5 protein-coding genes are annotated in these 18,604 nt (G+C 59.1%); 2 read left to right on the top strand and 3 right to left on the bottom strand.

Annotated features, from left to right (window positions below; all coding sequences use genetic code 11):
* Positions 1 to 31: 31 nt before the first annotated feature.
* A complete protein-coding gene (locus ACA052_RS08710) occupies positions 32 to 982 on the top strand; it encodes a hypothetical protein (protein ID WP_497649290.1) in 951 nt (316 codons plus the stop codon).
* Between the two features lie 1,913 nt (positions 983 to 2,895).
* On the opposite strand, the gene ACA052_RS08705 is transcribed toward ACA052_RS08710, so the two are convergent.
* On the bottom strand, positions 2,896 to 15,879 hold the full coding sequence (locus ACA052_RS08705) for a non-ribosomal peptide synthetase (RefSeq protein ID WP_497649289.1): 12,984 nt from the start codon (positions 15,877 to 15,879) through the stop codon (positions 2,896 to 2,898).
* Positions 15,880 to 16,262: 383 nt separating this feature from the next.
* Here ACA052_RS08705 and ACA052_RS08700 point away from each other — a divergent pair, with 383 nt between their 5' ends.
* The gene (locus ACA052_RS08700) at positions 16,263 to 16,811 is read left to right on the top strand and encodes an RNA polymerase factor sigma-70 (RefSeq protein WP_497649288.1); all 549 of its coding nucleotides are present in this window, start codon (positions 16,263 to 16,265) and stop codon (positions 16,809 to 16,811) included.
* Positions 16,812 to 16,899: 88 nt separating this feature from the next.
* Here the strand turns inward: ACA052_RS08700 and ACA052_RS08695 are convergent, their stop codons facing one another.
* Positions 16,900 to 17,121 (bottom strand): hypothetical protein, encoded by a 222-nt coding sequence (locus tag ACA052_RS08695; protein ID WP_497649287.1) that lies wholly within the window; start codon positions 17,119 to 17,121, stop codon positions 16,900 to 16,902.
* A 462-nt stretch (positions 17,122 to 17,583) separates the two neighbouring features.
* Positions 17,584 to 18,255 (bottom strand): hypothetical protein, encoded by a 672-nt coding sequence (locus ACA052_RS08690; protein WP_497649286.1) that lies wholly within the window; start codon positions 18,253 to 18,255, stop codon positions 17,584 to 17,586.
* Between the last annotated feature and the right edge of the window lie 349 nt (positions 18,256 to 18,604).

The following is an 18,604-nucleotide window of genomic DNA, read 5'->3' as shown; positions in this document are numbered from 1 at the left end:
CCAGCAACTAAAACATATCAAGGACGATCGAATGACCTGCACATACACCCGAACAATAGACCGCACCGCCGAGATTACAGAACTCAGTATTACTGCCAAAATCAAGGATGAGTCATGGGCCGGGACTGACGACAATATCTTTATCAGCTTTAATGACCAGCCTTCCGTAAACCTGCTTTTCAATGCGCCCAGAGTCGGTCAAGTCAGGACCGTTGATATTAATTTACCCAGCATTTTTGGTCGCAGCGGCATTCCTCTCAGCGAGTTGCAACATGTCGTGTTGTACCAGGAACCGGGCTCCCACCCGATTGCCAGCGATGATTGGGAGCTTGAGTCGCTGATGCTCAAGGTCAACGGTGTATTTACTAATGCATCGTTACATAAGGTTGATAAGTGGCTCGGCACCCAGTCCAACTACATGGACAAGATCTGGACCGGCTTCATCAATCAAGCAGACTGGTACAATTCCGACGCTCGCCCCATCGACTTGAATGCCCAGACCTATCCTGTCAGATGGATGCCCTATCTCGCTGATCTCAAATCCTGGCGAACCTATGACCCGTCGACAATCGACGGTGTTGGTCAATTGATCGGCATGGTCGATGGGCACTTAATCGGGAAACTCCTTAAAACAGGCCAAAGTGAGATCCTTGGACCCAATGGACAGCTCGATAGTTACACTTGGGTTTACACCCCCGAAGGTTCGATCATTTATAAGCGATGGGATCATCGCGCCCCTGCAGACTACACACGACATAGTCAACTAGGCAGTGGAAAACCAGTGATATGCGCTGGAGAATTTATAATCGAACGTACACAGCACACTCATATCATCCGCGACGTTATCACCATGATTAATGACGCATCGGGACACTATCAACCCGATGGAGCTAACTGCTTGAAATATATTTCTGAAAAGTTAGAGACCCTGGGGTTGGATATGAGCGATACACAATGGACCTGGAGGTTCAGCGACTCTTAAATTATTTAAAGATCAAAAGATCGCAGGCTTCGCCAGCTCCTACAGGGGTTGGCGTAATCCTGTAGGAGCTGCCGCAGGCTGCGATCTTTTGACGTTAAAGCCCCTCCAACTCGGGACTATGTGATTTTTAAGATCAAAAGATCGCAGGCTTCGCCAGCTCCTACAGGGGTTTGGCGTAATCCTGTAGGAGCTGCCGCAGGCTGCGATCTTTTGACGTTAAAGCCCCTCCAACTCGGGACTATGTGATTTTTAAGATCAAAAGATCGCAGGCTTCGCCAGCTCCTACAGGGGTTGGCGTAATCCTGTAGGAGCTGCCGCAGGCTGCGATCTTTTGACGTTAAAGCCCCTCCAGCTCGGGACTATGTGATTTTTAAGATCAAAAGATCGCAGGCTTCGCCAGCTCCTACAGGGGTTGGCGTAATCCTGTAGGAGCTGCCGCAGGCTGCGATCTTTTGACGTTAAAGCCCCTCCAGCTCGGGACTATGTGATTTTTAAGATCAAAAGATCGCAGGCTTCGCCAGCTCCTACAGGGGTTTGGCGTAATCCTGTAGGAGCTGCCGCAGGCTGCGATCTTTTGACGTTAAAGCCCCTCCAACTCGGGACTATGTGATTTTTAAGATCAAAAGATCGCAGGCTTCGCCAGCTCCTACAGGGGTTGGCGTAATCCTGTAGGAGCTGCCGCAGACTGCGATCTTTTGACGTTAAAGCCCCTCCAGCTCGGGACTATGTGATTTTTAAGATCAAAAGATCGCAGGCTTCGCCAGCTCCTACAGGGGTTGGCGTAATCCTGTAGGAGCTGCCGCAGGCTGCGATCTTTTGACGTTAAAGCCCCTCCAGCTCGGGACTATGTGATTTTTAAGATCAAAAGATCGCAGGCTTCGCCAGCTCCTACAGGGGTTTGGCGTAATCCTGTAGGAGCTGCCGCAGGCTGCGATCTTTTGACGTTAAAGCCCCTCCAGCTCGGGACTATGTGATTTTTAAGATCAAAAGATCGCAGGCTTCGCCAGCTCCTACAGGGGTTGGCGTAATCCTGTAGGAGCTGCCGCAGGCTGCGATCTTTTGACGTTAAAGCCCCTCCAGCTCGGGACTATGTGATTTTTAAGATCAAAAGATCACAGGCTTCGCCAGCTCCTACAGGGGTTGGCGTAATCCTGTAGGAGCTGCCGCAGGCTGCGATCTTTTGACGTTAAAGCCCCTCCAGCTCGGGACTATGTGATTTTTAAGATCAAAAGATCGCAGGCTTCGCCAGCTCCTACAGGGGTTGGCGTAATCCTGTAGGAGCTGCCGCAGGCTGCGATCTTTTGACGTTAAAGCCCCTCCAACTCGGGACTATGTGATTTTTAAGATCAAAAGATCACAGGCTTCACCAGCTCCTACAGGGGTTGGCGTAATCCTGTAGGAGCTGCCGCAGGCTGCGATCTTTTGACGTTAAAGCCCCTCCAACTCGGGACTATGTGATTTTCAAGATCAAAAGATCGCAGGCTTCGCCAGCTCCTACAGGGGTTGGCGTAATCCTGTAGGAGCTGCCGCAGGCTGCGATCTTTTGACGTTAAAGCCCCTCCAGCTCGGGACTATGTGATTTTTAAGATCAAAAGATCGCAGGCTTCGCCAGCTCCTACAGGGGTTGGCGTAATCCTGTAGGAGCTGCCGCAGACTGCGATCTTTTGACGTTAAAGCCCCTCCAACTCGGGACTATGTGATTATTAAGATCAAAAGATCGCAGGCTTCGCCAGCTCCTACAGGGGTTGGCGTAATCCTGTAGGAGCTGCCGCAGGCTGCGATCTTTTGACGTTAAAGCCCCTCCAACTCGGGACTATGTGATTTTTAAGATCAAAAGATCGCAGGCTTCGCCAGCTCCTACAGGGGTTTGGCGTAATCCTGTAGGAGCTGCCGCAGGCTGCGATCTTTTGACGTTAAAGCCCCTCCAACTCCGCCATCAGGTCATTCAGGCGATCCACCTTGTCCTCGGTCATATCGCCCGCCGCCAAGCCTTCGATGTACTCGGCCAGTTCCTCCACCGTGCTGCACTCGAACATCGCCCGCAGCGGTACATCCCGTTGCAGCGACTTCTGCACCCGTGAAGCAATCTGCGTCGCCAGCAGCGAATGACCGCCCAATTCAAAGAAGTTGTCGCGGATGCCGACCTGCTCGATCTTCAGCACTTCGGCCCAGATAGCCGTCAGGGTCTGCTCCAGTTCATTGCGCGGCGCTTGGTAATCCTGGCTCTGCAACTGGCCGATCTCAAGCGCCGGCAGTGCCTTGCGATCCAGTTTGCCGTTGGCGTTCAGCGGCATGCGCTCGAGCCACAACCAATGCAGCGGCACCATGTATTCCGGCAATTCGGCGCGCAGGCGCTGCTTGATGCGATCCAGGCGTTCGGCCGGATTGAGCGCTGAATCCGCTGCCACCAGATAACCCACCAAGTGCTTGCCGTTAACACCTTCCTGCGCACTAACGGCTGCTTCGCGCACTTCCTGTTGCTCGTGCAGACGCGCCTCGATTTCACCCAATTCGATGCGGTAACCGCGAATCTTCACCTGATGATCGATGCGCCCGACGTACTCCAGCACACCGTCACTGCGTCGACGGGCCAGGTCGCCGGTGCGATACAAACGGTCGCCCGGTTCGCCAAATGGGTTCGGCACAAACACCTGTGCGGTGCGCAGCGGATCACTGACATAACCGCGCCCGACCCCGGTGCCGGCGACGCACAACTCGCCCACCGCGCCCAGCGGCACCAGCTCCAGCGCGCCATCGAGCAGGTACAAACGGTTGTTATCGGTCGGCGTACCAATCGGCAAATAACTGCCGCGAGTCGAGGCCATGTCGACGCGGAAGAACGCGACATCGTCCGAACATTCCGCTGGCCCGTAAGCATTCACCAGGCCGATGTCCGGATAACGCAGCAACCATTGATGTGCCAGCTCCGGCGGCATCGCTTCCCCGGTCGGCAGCATCCAGCGCAGACCGTCGAGGCTCATGCGCTCCTGGGCAAGCATGCCCTGAATCAGCGACGGCACGCTTTCCAGTACGGTAATGCCCTGGTCCTGTACATGGGCCAGCAACCCCTGCGGATCATGGGCGATGGCGTTCGGCACGATGTCGACCCGCGCACCGAACAACGGCGCAGCGAGGAACTGCCAGACCGAAATGTCGAAGCTTTGCGAAGCGGTTTGCGCGATCACATCGGCGGCGCTCAGGTTCAGGTAAGGCACCTTGCTCAACTGGTTATTGAGCATGCCGCGCTGCTCGACCATCACACCTTTGGGCAGACCGGTGGAGCCAGAGGTGTAGATGACGTAGGCCAAATTATCCGGGGCACTGTAGATGCCCGGGTTCTGCACCGACGCATCGCTCGCCTGCACCTCCTCCCAGACCAGCAACCGTGGCCGATTGGCACACCCCAATTCTTCCAGCAGCGCAACGGCCTGATCACGGCAGGCCTGAGTGCAGACCAGCAACGGCGTGCGGCTCAAGTCGATGATCCGGCTCAGACGCTGACTCGGCAGCGCCGGATCCAGCGGCAGGTAACCCGCGCCCGCCTTGAAGCTGCCGATGATCATGCCGAGCAGATCGAGGTTACGTTCAGCGAGCAGCGCCACCGGTTGATCCAGCCCGACACCTGCGCCGATCAACGCATGTCCGAGGCGATTGCTGCGCTGATTCAGCTCGACGTAACTGTGCAACCTGTCGAGGCAACTGGCGGCAATTCGCTGTGGATGCTGCGCAACCTGGGCTTCGAACAACTCAACATAGCTTTGCTCCAGCGGGTAATCGTGTTCGCTCTGGTTGCAGCCATGGATCAAGAATGCCTGTTCCTCGGCCCCCAGCAACGGCAAGTCCGCCATGTCGCCATGGAAACCGTCCACCAGCGCCAGCAGCAAGCGCTTGAACTCGCCGAGCATGCGCTCAACGGTGGATTCATCGAAATAACGCTGGTCGTAAGACAGGTGCAAACCGAGGTCATCCCCCGGATAACACACCGCCGTCAACGGGAAGTTGGTGTGGGTCCGGCCGGAATCCGAGGTGGCGTTGAGGCTTTGCGCACGGCCCAGCACCGAGACTTCCACCGGGGCGTTTTCGAACACGAACAGGCTGTCGAACAATGGCTGGCCCTTGGGCAATTCACTGTTTTCTTGAATAGTCACCAGCGGCAGGTATTCGTACTCGCGCAGTTGCATGTTGCTGTCGAGCAAACCGCTGAGCCACTGACGAACACTGCAACGCTGATCGTCTGCCGGCATTTTCACCCGCAGCGCGATGCTGTTGATGAACAGCCCGACGGTGCGTTGCATCTGCGGCATGTCCACCGGACGCCCGGCCACCGTGACACCGAACAGCACGTCACGATCACCGCTCAAGCGTCGCAACACCAAGGCCCACGCCGCCTGGGCGAAGGTGTTGATGGTCAACTGATGCGCCTGCGCCAGTTCACGCAGTCGGGCGCCATCGCGAGCATCCAGTCTTGTGTAGCGGTCGCCGACGATCATGCCGCCGCTGTCACCGGCGTGTTCACGCAGGAACGGCCGGTCGCTCGGAATCGGCGTAGTACGTTCGAAGCCTTGCAGATTGGTTTTCCACCACTGCCGCGCTTCGGCCAGGCTCTGGCGTTGCAGCCAGCCGATGTAGTCGCGGTAACGCGGCGGCACGGCCAATTGCGCCTCTCGACCTTCGCCGAGCGCCATGTAGATCTCGAAGAAATCGTTCATCAACAGCGAGCGGCACCAGGCATCGATGAGGATGTGGTGGTTGCTCATCATGAACCAGTAGCGCGCCTCGCCGACGCGGATCAAACGCAGGTGGAACGGTGCCTGGTTGAGCAGATCGAAACCGGCCTCGCGTTCGCTTTTCAGCAGCGCTTGCAGCTTCGGCTCTTGCTCGGCCTCGGTAACTGCCGTCCAGTCGAGGTACTCGATCGGAGTGCTGCCCGGCTTGTGGATAACCTGCAGCATGTCTTCGCCGACGTTCCAGCAGAACGATGCGCGCAAGGCTTCGTGACGGGCGATCACGGCTTGCCAGGCCTGGGCAAAACGCTGCGGATCGAGCTCGCTGTTGATGCGGTAGCGATCCTGCATGTAGTAGAGGCCGGTGCCCGGTTCGAGCAAGGTGTGCAGCAACATGCCTTCCTGCATCGGGGTCAGCGGGTAGACGTCTTCGATCAGCGCCGGCGGAACCGGCAAGGCATCGAGTTGCGGCTGGGTGAGTTTGGCCAGCGGGAAATCCGAGGGCGTCAGTCCGCCCGCGCCTTCGTGCAGGCAATGCTCGATCAGGCTCTGCAATTCACCGAGGTAGGCGTCCGCCAGATCGCTGATGGTCTGCGCAGCGTAGCGTTCGGCACTGAAGGTCCAGCGCAGCACCAGCTCACCGCCATACACCTGACTGTCGACACTCAGCTCATTGGGCAGCGGCGCACGTGGATCATGAGCCGCGCCGATGGCTTCATCGAGCGGCAGGAACAAGGCATCCGCACCGAAGCTCTGGTCGAACTGACCGAGGTAGTTGAAGGTAATCGGCGCCACGGGCAACACAGCCATGGACTGACGGCACAGGTCATCGGCGAGATAACGCAACACGCCATAGCCCAGACCTTTGTGCGGAACAGCGCGCAGCTGTTCCTTAATCGCCTTGATCGACGCACCCTGCTCGTTTGCCGGCGTCAGTCGCAGCGGGTAAGCGCTGGTGAACCAGCCGACCGTGCGCGTCAGATCGATCTCGTCGAACAGCGTTTCACGGCCATGGCCTTCCAGTTGAATCAGTGCTGATTCGTGACCGCTCCAACGGCACACCACGCGGGCCAATGCCGTCAGCAGCAGGTCGTTGACCTGCGTCCGATATGCGCTCGGCGCCTGTTGCAACAATTGGCGCGTACGCTCGGCATCGAGGCGCACGCTGACGGTGTGCGCATGGCGATTCTGCCGGCCACCTTCGGGTCGATCACAGGGCAAATCCGCGCTCGGCCCGGCCAATTGCGCCTGCCACCCGCTCAGTTCTTCGCGCAGGGATTCGCTGCCGGCATACGCCTGCAAGCGCGCCGCCCAGTCCTTGAAGGCGCTGGTTTTCGCCGGCAGTTTGGCCGGTTGTTGAGCCTCCAGTTGGCGATACACCGTTTGCAGATCGTCCAGCAATACCCGCCAGGACACGCCGTCCACCACCAAGTGGTGAATGGCGATGAACAACCGCTGCTGGCCCTCGGGACCGTCCACCAGCAGCGCACGCAGCAACGGCCCTTCCTGAAGGTCGAGGCTGCGCTGGGCATCGGCGAACAGGGCGGCGCATTTATCCATGGAGGACACGCGCACTTGCCACAGCACCGCCGCATCGGAAACCGCCTGGTGCTCGGCCTGCCATTGACCGGCGACTTCTGTGAAGCGCAGGCGCAACGCGTCGTGTTGTTCAATCACCGCCAGCAGCGCTTGCTCCAGGCGATGCGGTTCCAGCGTCATCGTCGTTTCCAGCAGCAAAGCCTGGTTCCAGTGCTTGCGTTGCGGGATATCGGTGTCGAAGAACCAATGCTGAATCGGCGTCAGGCGCGATTCGCCCGTCAGCAAACCCTGCTCGGCCGTGATCTGCTCGGTGCGGGTCGCGACAGCGGCGAGGGTCTGCACGGTCTGGTGCTGAAACAGGTCGCGCGGGCTGAAGTGAATGCCCTGCTGCCGCGCGCGGCTGACCACCTGGATCGACAGAATCGAATCGCCGCCCAGTTCGAAGAAGTTGTCGTTGAGGCCGACCTGCGCGACGTTCAGCACGTCGCACCAGATTTGCGTCAACGTCAGCTCCAGCACATTGCTCGGCGCCACATAGTGTTGACGGTTCAGCTCCGGGTGTGGCGCTGGCAGCGCACGGCGGTCGAGTTTGCCGTTGGCGGTCAGTGGCATGCTCGTCAGCAGGATCAGGTGGGTGGGCACCATGTAATCCGGCAATTGCGACTTGAGGTGCGATTTGAGGGCTTCGCGCAGTGCGGCTTGTAGAGCTTCGTCCTGTTCCGCGATGTCGGTGACCAGATAGCCGACCAGTTGTTTGCCACTCGGCGCATCCAGCGCCAGCACCACCGCTTCGCGGATCGATTGATGTTCCAACAGACGGGTTTCGATCTCGCCCAGCTCGATGCGGAAACCGCGAATCTTCACTTGATGGTCAATGCGTCCGAGGTATTCCACCAACCCGTCGGCACGTTGCCGCACCAGGTCGCCGGTGCGATAAATACGTCCTCCGTCGAGCGCAAAAGGATCGGCGACAAAACGCTCCGCCGTCATGCCCGGACGCTGGTGATAACCCTGCGCCAATCCCGCACCACCGACGTACAACTCGCCCGTCGCGCCTTGCGGCACCAACGCCAGATCGGCGTCGAGGATGTACGCCACCCGCGCGCCAATCACGCTGCCAATCGGCACGCTGCCCAGGCCTTCGTCAAGCTGCTCCGGCGCGAGGCTGGCCAGCGGCATGACCACGGTTTCGGTCGGGCCATAGGCATTAAAAAACAGACTCGGCGTGAACGCTGCGCGAATCCGCGCCAAGTGTTCACCGGTCAACGCTTCGCCGCCGGTGATGCACATGCGCACCGGCAAGGTTTCGCCCTGGGTCGCCAGCCATTGCGCCAACTGGCTGCCGTAGCTTGGGGTGAAGCCGAGGATGTTGATGTGATGACGGCGAATCAGCCCGCAGATTTCTTCCGCGTCCCATTGGCCTTGGGCACGCAGAACGACTTGGGCACCGCTCAACAACGGCACCAGCAAACGCTCGGTGGCGGCGTCGAAGTTGATCGAATAGAAATGCAGTTCGCAGTCGTCCGGACGCATGCCGAAGCGTTCGATGACGGCTTGGCAATGCATGGCGATTTCACCGTGGGACACCACCACGCCTTTCGGTTTACCGGTGGAGCCCGAGGTGTAAATCAGGTACGCCTGATGCTGCGGCAGGCTGATCAATGGAAGCTCGCTGGCCGGGTAATTCGCCAGTTCGGCGCTGTCTTCTTCGAAGCACCAGCGAGCAACGGCGGGCGGCAGCTCACCCAGCGCGTCGAACATCGCCGCATCGCTGAGCAGCAAACCGATGCCACTGTCTTCGATCATGTAATGCAAGCGATCCAGCGGGTATTCCGGGTCCAGCGGCACATAGGCGCCGCCAGCCTTGAGGATCGCCAGCAGGCCGATGACCATTTCCAGCGAACGCTCCAGCGCCAGGCCAACGCGAACCTGCGGGCCAACGCCCCGCTCGCGGAGCATCCAGGCCAGTTGATTGGCGCGGCTGTCGAGCTCGGCATAGCTCAGGGTTTGCCCGGCAAAGGTCAGGGCCGGCGCTTCTTTGCGCACCAGTGCCTGCTCGCTGAACAGGTGATGAATGCACTGATCCAGACGATGCTCGCCCGGCTCGACGCCGAGACTATCAATCAGTTTTTGTTGTTCACTGGCTTCCAGCAACGGCAGTTCGCTGAGGCGTTGCTGCTGATCGGCCAGCAGCGCTTCCAGCAAGTTGCGCCAATGCCCAGCCATGCGCGCAATGCGCGGTTCGTCGAACAAATCGGTGCTGTAGGTCAGGCAGCAACCCAGGCGATGGTCGAGGTCGGTAACTTCCAGGTTGAGGTCGAACTTGGTCGCACGCGCATCGTTGGCCAGGTATTCGACGGTCATCCCGGCCAGGGTGCGGCTCTGCTGGAACTCCCAGCGCTGCACGTTGCACATCACCTGGAACAGCGGGTTGTACGCGGCGCTGCGCGGTGGCTGCAACGCTTCGACCAAGTGATCGAATGGCAGGTCTTGATGAGACTGGCCTTCGATCACGGTGTGACGCACCTGCTCGAACAATTCGCCGACGGACATCTGCCCATCGAGTTGGCAGCGCAGCACCTGGGTGTTGAGGAACGCGCCGATCAGCCCTTCGCTTTCCGGGCGAATGCGGTTGGCCACCGGCGCGCCGATGCGCAGGTCAGTCTGGCCGCTGTAGCGGTAAAGCAGCACGGCCAACGCGGCCGTCATGGTCATGAACAGGGTCAGGCCGTGTTGCGCGTTAAAGGCGCGAACCCGGGCCGCGAGGTCGTCGCTCAGGTCGAAACGGAACAGCTCGCCCTGATGGCTTTGCACCGCTGGACGCGGACGATCCGCCGGCAATTCCAGCAGCGGATGTTCGCGGCCCAGTTGGGCGGTCCAGTAATCGAGCTGGCGCTGACGCTCGCCGGATTCCAGCCATTGACGCTGCCAGACACTGTAATCCAGGTAGTGCACCGGCAGCGGCGCCAGCGGCGATTCGCGGTCATCGACGAAGGCTTCGTAGAGCGCGCTCAGTTCCCGGGCGAAAATGTCCATCGCCCAGCCTTCGGTGACGATGTGGTGCAGGGTCAGCATCAGGTAGTGTTCCTGCTCGGCGGTCTTGACCATGCAGGCGCGCAGCAGCGGTCCGGTTTCCAGATCGAAGGGTGTGTGCGCTTCGTCGTCGGCCAACTGCTGGACGCTTTGTTCACGACTGTCGGCATCCAGCGCAGAGAAGTCTTTCCAGTCCAAACGCATCCCGGTTTGCGGGTGCACCCGTTGCTGCGCCACGCCATCGATGCTCGGGAACGTGGTGCGCAGGGTTTCGTGACGCATGATCAGCGCTTGCAACGCCGCCTCGAAGCGTTCGACATCGAGCACCCCGCGCAGCCGCGCCATGCCGCCGACGTTGTAGGCCGGGCTGTCCGGTTCCATCTGCCAGATGAACCACATGCGCTGCTGCGAATAGGACAGCGGCACCGGCTGGGTGCGGTCGACCTTCTCGATCGGCGGCTGCTTATTCGTTTTACCGCTGGCCTGAATCAGGTAAACCTGCCCGGCGAAGGCGCCCAGCTCACTGTGTTCGAACAGCGCGCGCAGCGGTATCTCGACGTCGCAGGCCTGACGGGTGCGCGAGATGATTTGCGTGGCCAGCAACGAGTGGCCGCCGAGGGCGAAGAAATCGTCGCGCAGACCGATTTGCTTTAAGCCCAATACTTCACGCCAGATCGCAGCGATGTGTTGTTCCAGTGCAGTGACCGGCTCGACATGTTCGCGGATTTGCCACTGCGGCTCGGGTAAGGCGCGGCGGTCGAGTTTGCCGCTCGGGCTCAAGGGCATAACGTCCAGACGCATCAGTTGCGCCGGGACCATGTATTCGGGCAACTCAGCCGCCAACGCGGTTTTCAGGCGGGCGAATTGCGCGTCTTCGGTTTCACCGGTTTCGGTGGCGGTGTAGTAACCGATCAACTGCCCGCCCGCTGCCGTTTCGCGCACCAGCACCACGGCTTGCGCAACACTTTCCTGAGCCAACAAACGCGCTTCGATTTCTTCCGGTTCAACACGGAAACCCCGCAGCTTGATCTGCTGATCGAGACGGCCGAGGTATTCGATCACGCCATCGGCAGTCCAACGTGCACGGTCGCCCGTGCGGTACAAACGAGCGCCCTGCTCGCCCAGTGGATCGACGACAAAGCGTTCGGCGGTCAGGCCCGGACGGCCCAAATAGCCGCGAGCCAAACCGACGCCGCTGATGCACAGCTCGCCCGGCACACCGGCCGGAACGGGATTGAGATCGCTGTCGAGCACGCGGCAGATGACATTGCCCAACGGACGGCCAATCGGCGAGCGCTCGCCATCGGCCGTTGTGCAGTGCCAATGGGTGACGTTGATCGCGGTTTCGGTCGGGCCGTAGCGGTTGTGCAGCTGAACGGCGGGCAGTTGTTCCAAAACACGGTTGCGCAGTTCGGCCGGCAAGGCTTCACCGCCGCTGAATACCCGGCGCAGACTGGTGCATTCGGCAGTCAGCGGCTCATCGATGAACAACGAAAGCAGCGGCGGCACAAAGTGCAGCGTGGTCACGCCGTATTGCTGAACCAGCTGGGCGATGCGGTGCGGATCGCGGTGTTCGCTGGAACCGGCGATTAGCAAGCGTGCGCCGGTGATCAGCGGCCAGAAGCACTCCCACACCGACACGTCAAAACTGATCGGTGCCTTTTGCATCAGCACGTCGGTTTCATCCAGCCGATAAGTGTTCTGCATCCATTGCAGGCGTTCGGCGAGGGCGGCATGGGTGTTCCCGACACCTTTCGGCTGGCCGGTGGAACCGGAGGTGTAAATCACGTACGCGAGGTTGTCGCCGTGCAGGTGCAGGCCTGGCGCCTGACTCGGCCAGTTCTCCAGATGCAGCGCGTCCATGGCAATCACGCTGACGCCGTCGGTGGCCGGCAGACGGTCAAGCAATTGGGTTTGAGTCAGCAGCAATTCGACGCCGCTGTCGCTGAGCATGTAGGCCAGGCGCTCGGCCGGGTAATCCGGATCGAGCGGGACATAAGCGCCGCCGGCCTTGATGATCGCCAGCAGGCCGATCAGCAACTGCGGCGAACGCTCGGCGGCGATGGCCACGCACACATCCGGGCCAACGCCCTTGTCGCGCAGGTAGTGCGCGAGCCGATTGGCCTGGGTGTGCAGTTCGGCGAAGTCGAGGCTGCCACCGTCCCACACCAGCGCGGTGCGTTCCGGCGTCAGGCGCGCTTGTTCGTTGAGCAATTCCGGCAGCCATTGGCTGGCCGCTGGGCACGGCGCAACGCTCCAGTGTGCGTGTTGCTCGTGTTCGCTCGGCGTCAAAAGTTGCAGGTCGCCGATGGCGGTTTTCGGTTGCTCGCAGATGGCGCGCAACAGGTGGCTGAAATGCTCGGCCAGACGCTCGATAGTTGGCGCATCGAACAGCTCGCTGGCGTAGTCAAAGGACACACTCAGGCGCCCGTTGCGGTCTTCTTCACTGTGCAATTGCAGGTCGAACTTGGCTTCGCGGCTGTGCCACGGCAGCTCTTCCGCGAGCAACCCCGGCAGCCGACGCAGCGCGCTCAGGTCCCGTTGCTGATGGTTGAACATGACCTGGAACAAGCCTTGCTCGCGAGCCTGCGGGAAAGCCTCGAGCAGTTGTTCGAACGGCAGATCCTGATGGGCTTGCGCCGCCAACGCCGCATGACGGGTGTGTGCCAGCAGCTCGGTGAACGGCAGCCGTGAATCCACCTCGGCGCGCAGCACCTGGGTGTTGATGAAGAAACCGATCAGCCCTTGGGTTTCCAGGCGCGGACGGTTGGCGTTCGGCACGCCGATGCGGATGTCGCGCTGGCCGCTGTAGCGGTGCAGCAAGCTCTGGAACGCGCTGAGCAAGAGCATGAACGACGTGGAGTCGTGGGCCTGGGCGGTCTGGCGAACGGCATCGCTCAGGGTCGCGCCCAGCTTGATGGAATGACGAGCCGCGCTGTGGGTGTGTTGAGCCGAACGCGGATGATCGGTGGCCAGGCTCAGGGTCGGATGCACATCGCCCAACTGTGCTTTCCAGTAGGCCAGTTGACGCTCGCCCTCCCCTTGCGCCAGCCATTGGCGCTGCCAACTGCCGTAGTCGGCGTATTGTGTTGGCAATGCCGCCAGCGTCGCTTTTTCTCCTTGAGAGGCTGCGGCATACAGGCGAGAGAATTCGTCGAGCAACACATTCAGCGACCAGCCATCGGCGATGATGTGGTGCATCGTCACCAGCAGTTGGTGGTCTTCATCATCGAGGCGCACCAGCGTTACCCACAGCAGCGGGCCCTTCTCCAGATCGAACTGGGTCCGCGCTTCGTCCTCACGGATGTGCTGCGCCCGCGCTTCACGCTCGTTGGCTGGCAGGTCGCTGATATCGATCAGTTGCAGGTTGAATTCACCCAACCCATCGACCTGTTGCAACGCCACGCCGTCACGCTCGAAGAACCGCGTGCGCAGGGATTCGTGGCGCTCGATCAGCTGCTGGAAACTGGCGCGCAACGCATCGGTATCCAGTTCGCCGCGCAGGCGCAGGGCGCCGGGAATGTTGTAGGCGCTGCTTTGTGGATCGAGTTGCCAGGTGATCCACAAACGGTTTTGCGCCAGGGATTGCGGCATGGCTTCGCTGCGCGAAAGCGTGGTGATCGCGCCTTGGGCGAGGCCGCCGTCCTGCTGTTGCCGAGCCACGACTGCAGCGAACGCCCCCAGCGTCGGTGCCTCGAACAGCAGGCGCAGGTTCAGCTCCAGACCGAGTTCTTCACGCAGACGCGCGACCACTTGAGTGGCCGCAATGGAGTTGCCGCCGAGCAGGAAGAAGTGGTCATCGGCGTTGACCTGATTGACGCTTAATTGCTCGCCCCAGATTCGACCGATCAAGGCTTGCAGCTCAGAACCCGATTCAGGTTTGTCTTGGCTTTCCGTGGCCGCCGACGGGAACACCGCGTAGCTGTCGAGGCTGCCCTCCGCCAGGCGATTGCGGCAGGCCGAACGCTGCAGCTTGCCGCTGGACGTCTTGGGCAGCGCGCCCGGATTGAGCAGCACCACCACGCTCGGCGCTTCCTGATACGCCTCCGCCACCGCTTGGCGAATGGCTTTGATCAGCGCCTCGGGCGCAAGGATTTTCTGCACGCTGCGACTGATTTCCGCCGCGATGCCGATGCCTTCCTGACCGTCGATATAGACAGCGAACGCGGCAACGCGACCTTTGCGCACCACCTCCACTTCGCGCTCGACGGTCTGCTCGATGTCCTGTGGATAAAGGTTGTGACCGCGCACGATCAGCAGGTCTTTCAAGCGACCCGTGATGAACAGTTCACCGTCGCGCATAAAGCCAAGGTCGCCCGTGCGTAGCCAGGTTTTGCCGTTGTGCTGAACAAAGGTCTTGGCGCTGGCCTCGGGGTTGCGCCAGTAACCGTGGGCGATGCTCGGCCCGGTGGCCCAGACTTCGCCGACCGAGTTGCCCGCCAATTCGTTAAGTGCCGCCGGATCGACGATCAGCACCGCGTGATCCGGCTGACTGATGCCGCAACTCATGATCGCCGCGCCCTCGCCCGATTCGGCGCGGTTCTGCGCCAGGGCCTGATCGTCGACGCGCAGGTTGCCAATGCCTTTGCCTCGAGGGCTGCCGGCGACAAACAGAGTCGCTTCGGCCAAACCGTAAGACGCCATGAAACTGTCCGGGGTAAAACCGCTGGTGGCGAACTTCTCGGCGAAGCGTTCCAGAGTGTCGAGACGAATCGGTTCGGACCCGGAATACGCCACCCGCCAGCCACTCAGGTCGAGGCGCTCCAGCGCGGATTCACTGACCCGCTCGCTGCACAATCGATAAGCAAAATCCGGCCCGCCGCTGATGGTGCCGCCGTATTCGCTGATCGCCTCCAGCCAACGCAGCGGACGCCCGAGGAAGTACGCCGGCGACATCAACACGCACGGCACGCCGCTGAAAATCGGCTGCAACAGACCGCCAATCAAACCCATGTCGTGGTACAGCGGCAGCCAACTGACAATCACATCATCGGGGTTCAGGTCGATGCCAAAGCCGTGGCGAATTATCAGCTCGTTGGCCACCAAATTGCCGTGGCTGACTTGCACGCCCTTGGGCAACGCGGTCGAACCCGAGGTGTATTGCAGGAAAGCGATGTGCTCATCCTGCAGATCCGGCGCGACCCAACGTTCAGCATGCACACTGTCGAGCGTATCGACACAGAGCAGCGGCGGCGCGCCTTCGATTTGTAGCAACGCATCGCCCAGGCTCGCGCTGGTCAGCAGCAGACGCGGCTCGGCATCGCTGATGATCGACAGCAGACGCTCCTGATGATGACGCTTGGCCGACTCCGGCGGATAAGCCGGCACCGCGATCACGCCTGCATACAAACAACCGAAAAATGCCGCCACGTAATCCGGCCCGCTGGGAAACAGCAGCACCGCGCGATCACCCAATCCAGCCTGAGCCTGCAACGCGCCGGCAATGATGCGAGCGCGCTGATCCAGCTCACGATAACTGAGCACCACAGCCTGATCCTGGGTTTCGGCAAGAAAACGCAAGGCCACCCGATCCGGCGTCAGGGCCGCACGGCGCTGAAGGGCTTGGACCAGAGTGCTGGGGAGTTCGAACGCGTCGGTCATGAGGTTTCCTGCCTGAATTCGGCTTGGTAGGAGCGAGCCTGCTCGCGAAAATCCGGAGAACGCCGCGGGGTGTCAGGTACCCATCGTCATCGTTGACGACCATCGCGAGGGAGCTCGCTCCTACGGGGTGATGAGGGTTGCGCTGTGCAATTTCTTCCTTTGAGAACGGATGACGTCTGGAAATAATTAGTCGCCAGGCATGAGCACCAACCAGGCCGTGATGCGACAGAGTGTCGCAGTTCTCACTCTGCACTTTTGAGGCGCATCAATTCTTCTTCTCATTTGACAATCATTATCATTAAGAATAATTTGTCGCTCGATGTGTAGGACGACCCCGCTCTTCTAGCCGTCCCACAAACCTATTTGGCAGCAGGGTGATTTCCATGACGGAACAAGTATCCACAAGCAGGTGCGATTCACCGCTACTTCAGGCATTCGTCGACAATCGACTGATACTGGTCAAAATCGCAGCCCGCATCACCGGCTGCCGCTCGCGTGCTGAAGACGTGGTACAGGATGCGTTTTTCCGGCTGCAATCGGCGCCGGCTATTACGTCATCCTTTAAGGCTCAGCTGAGTTACCTGTTCCAGATCGTGCGCAACCTGGCGATTGATCACTACCGTAAGCAGGCGCTGGAACAGAAGTATTCCGGGCCTGAAGAAGAAGGGCTGAATGTGGTGATTCAGGGGGCTTCGCCGGAAACTTCGCACATCAACTTTTCGACGCTTGAGAACATTGCGGATGCGTTGACGGAGTTGCCGAGTCGGACGCGGTATGCGTTTGAGATGTATCGGTTGCATGGGGTGCCGCAGAAGGACATTGCCAAGGAATTGGGGGTTTCGCCGACGTTGGTGAATTTTATGATTCGGGATGCGTTGGTGCATTGTCGGAAGGTTTCGGGGAATCGGGCGGATACGTTTGCTCGGCGGTGATTGAGTTGTTAGCGGGACAGTGGATAGTAAAAAGGGCGCTCTTGAAGGGGCGCCCTTTTTCGTTTTGGTTTGGGTGGTGTGTGGTGGGTCAGTCGTCGTGTAGTAGGCCTGAGCTGTATTGGTTGAAGCTGTTGCCGAGTGCGCTGCCGTGGAAATTGAGGGTGTTGGGGGTGTTGGTGTGGGTTGGGGTGAAGCCGGCAGAGGGTAGGCATTCTTCTGAGTCACAGCTGCTGTGGGTGCTCGCCCCCGAACAGGCGCTCAACAGCAAAGCACCGGTGATTAGGGCTACTTTGGGTAGGTTTGAGGTCACTTTTCGGATTCCTGTGTAGGAGCGGCGGGTTGGTTTTGTGTGTTTATCCTAGGCTGTTGAGCTGGCGTCTATTATGAAACTTCGATGAGTGACAGGGTTTGTTCAGGTGCGGTGGTGTCTCGGATAAAAAGGACGCCTCTCAGGCTAATGCCGATCAGTTAAGCAAATTTACCAGCAACAAAGACATAGCAGCTGGAAAGCATGCGTCCGGCTGCGCAGCAGTCGTAAACGCTGAGTACGCGGTGAATCTGACGCACAGCATTGTCTGACTTTACGACTGCTGCTACGGATCGTGTTTTGGCTTAACTGATCGGCATTTGCCTCTCAAGTACAAAAATAAATCCGTCACCTTTTATCGCTCTGCGCCACAGCCGAGGTACGTATACCCCACGAAAAGCTGCGCGAGGCAGCTACTCCTGATGCAACGCCGCCCGCCCGCAGCCTGCTTTAGGGTACAGGGCGCTACTGCATGTCTATAGACGTATCATGTTCTTGATCTTCAGAACGACGTTGAAAGGCGACTCCCGCCGCCGTGGCTTTACGCCAATAAAGAACTGCAATTGTTTTTCTCGCACTCGCCAGTTCATCGCGACGGTAGTCAAGCTCTTGAATATCGCTCTGACTCTGATAGCTCGCTATCTCATAGTTTTTTTTCACTCGCTCTGCAGTACGCAAAGCATCAGAAACATGTTCCTGAACGATGAAAATCGAGCTAAAAGCATCTGCTGGAAGTGGTCTATTCGCCAACCCCCTCAGCGTATGCTGGACTCCTTCCAATCGTCCCAGCCCAATCATGTAAGGCGCACTCATCGCAAATCCTGCCGCCTGATTGACAGACGAATAAGCTTCATATGCGGCACTTTCAGCGAAATGAAGGGCGTCTATTTCGGCCTGGATAACTTCGTCAGACCTAGTCTTTTTCTCTAATTGATGTGTATGCTGAGCTACCAAGAAAGCCCCCAAGATTGCAGCGATCGAACCAAAAGCCTGCACCCACGCCGCCGCTTCCGCCGTTGCGTGAAAAGCATCGAGCAGCACAAAGAACGCCCCCCCCAAAGCACCGATGGCCAAAAACAACCACACCACCCAAATTGTGGCCACAGTCATAATCGGTGGAAACTTGAACCCTTTCATACAACTTGGCCCCATGCCCTCAAAAGAGCCGGGAGATTGCCTGCATTCGTCGCGTCCGTCCATGGAGAAAAGGGGACCGATTTATTTTCCGTGCGGCGACCCTCTCTAATTCTGAAATTGTTTTACACCTTTTTTTGGACTAGACAACGCAAGAAGGCACCTCAGAGAAAATAATCTGCCCCCTTTTCCTTGGATACTATGCTTGTTGATCAATACCGTGACAATCAGCGAACCCCTACCATTCCGTGATTTTTCGACTAGTCTCCTCTTGGCAACAGGAAACAAATAGATAACAAACTGTAACTTGTCCCCTGCATATTGAGTATCGATCTCTCGACTTTTATTAGGA

The sequence above is a fragment of the Pseudomonas sp. LBUM1644 genome, assembly GCF_059716195.1.
The sequence above is the reverse complement of the archived record's forward strand: the minus strand, read 5'-3'. Positions and strand labels throughout refer to the sequence as shown.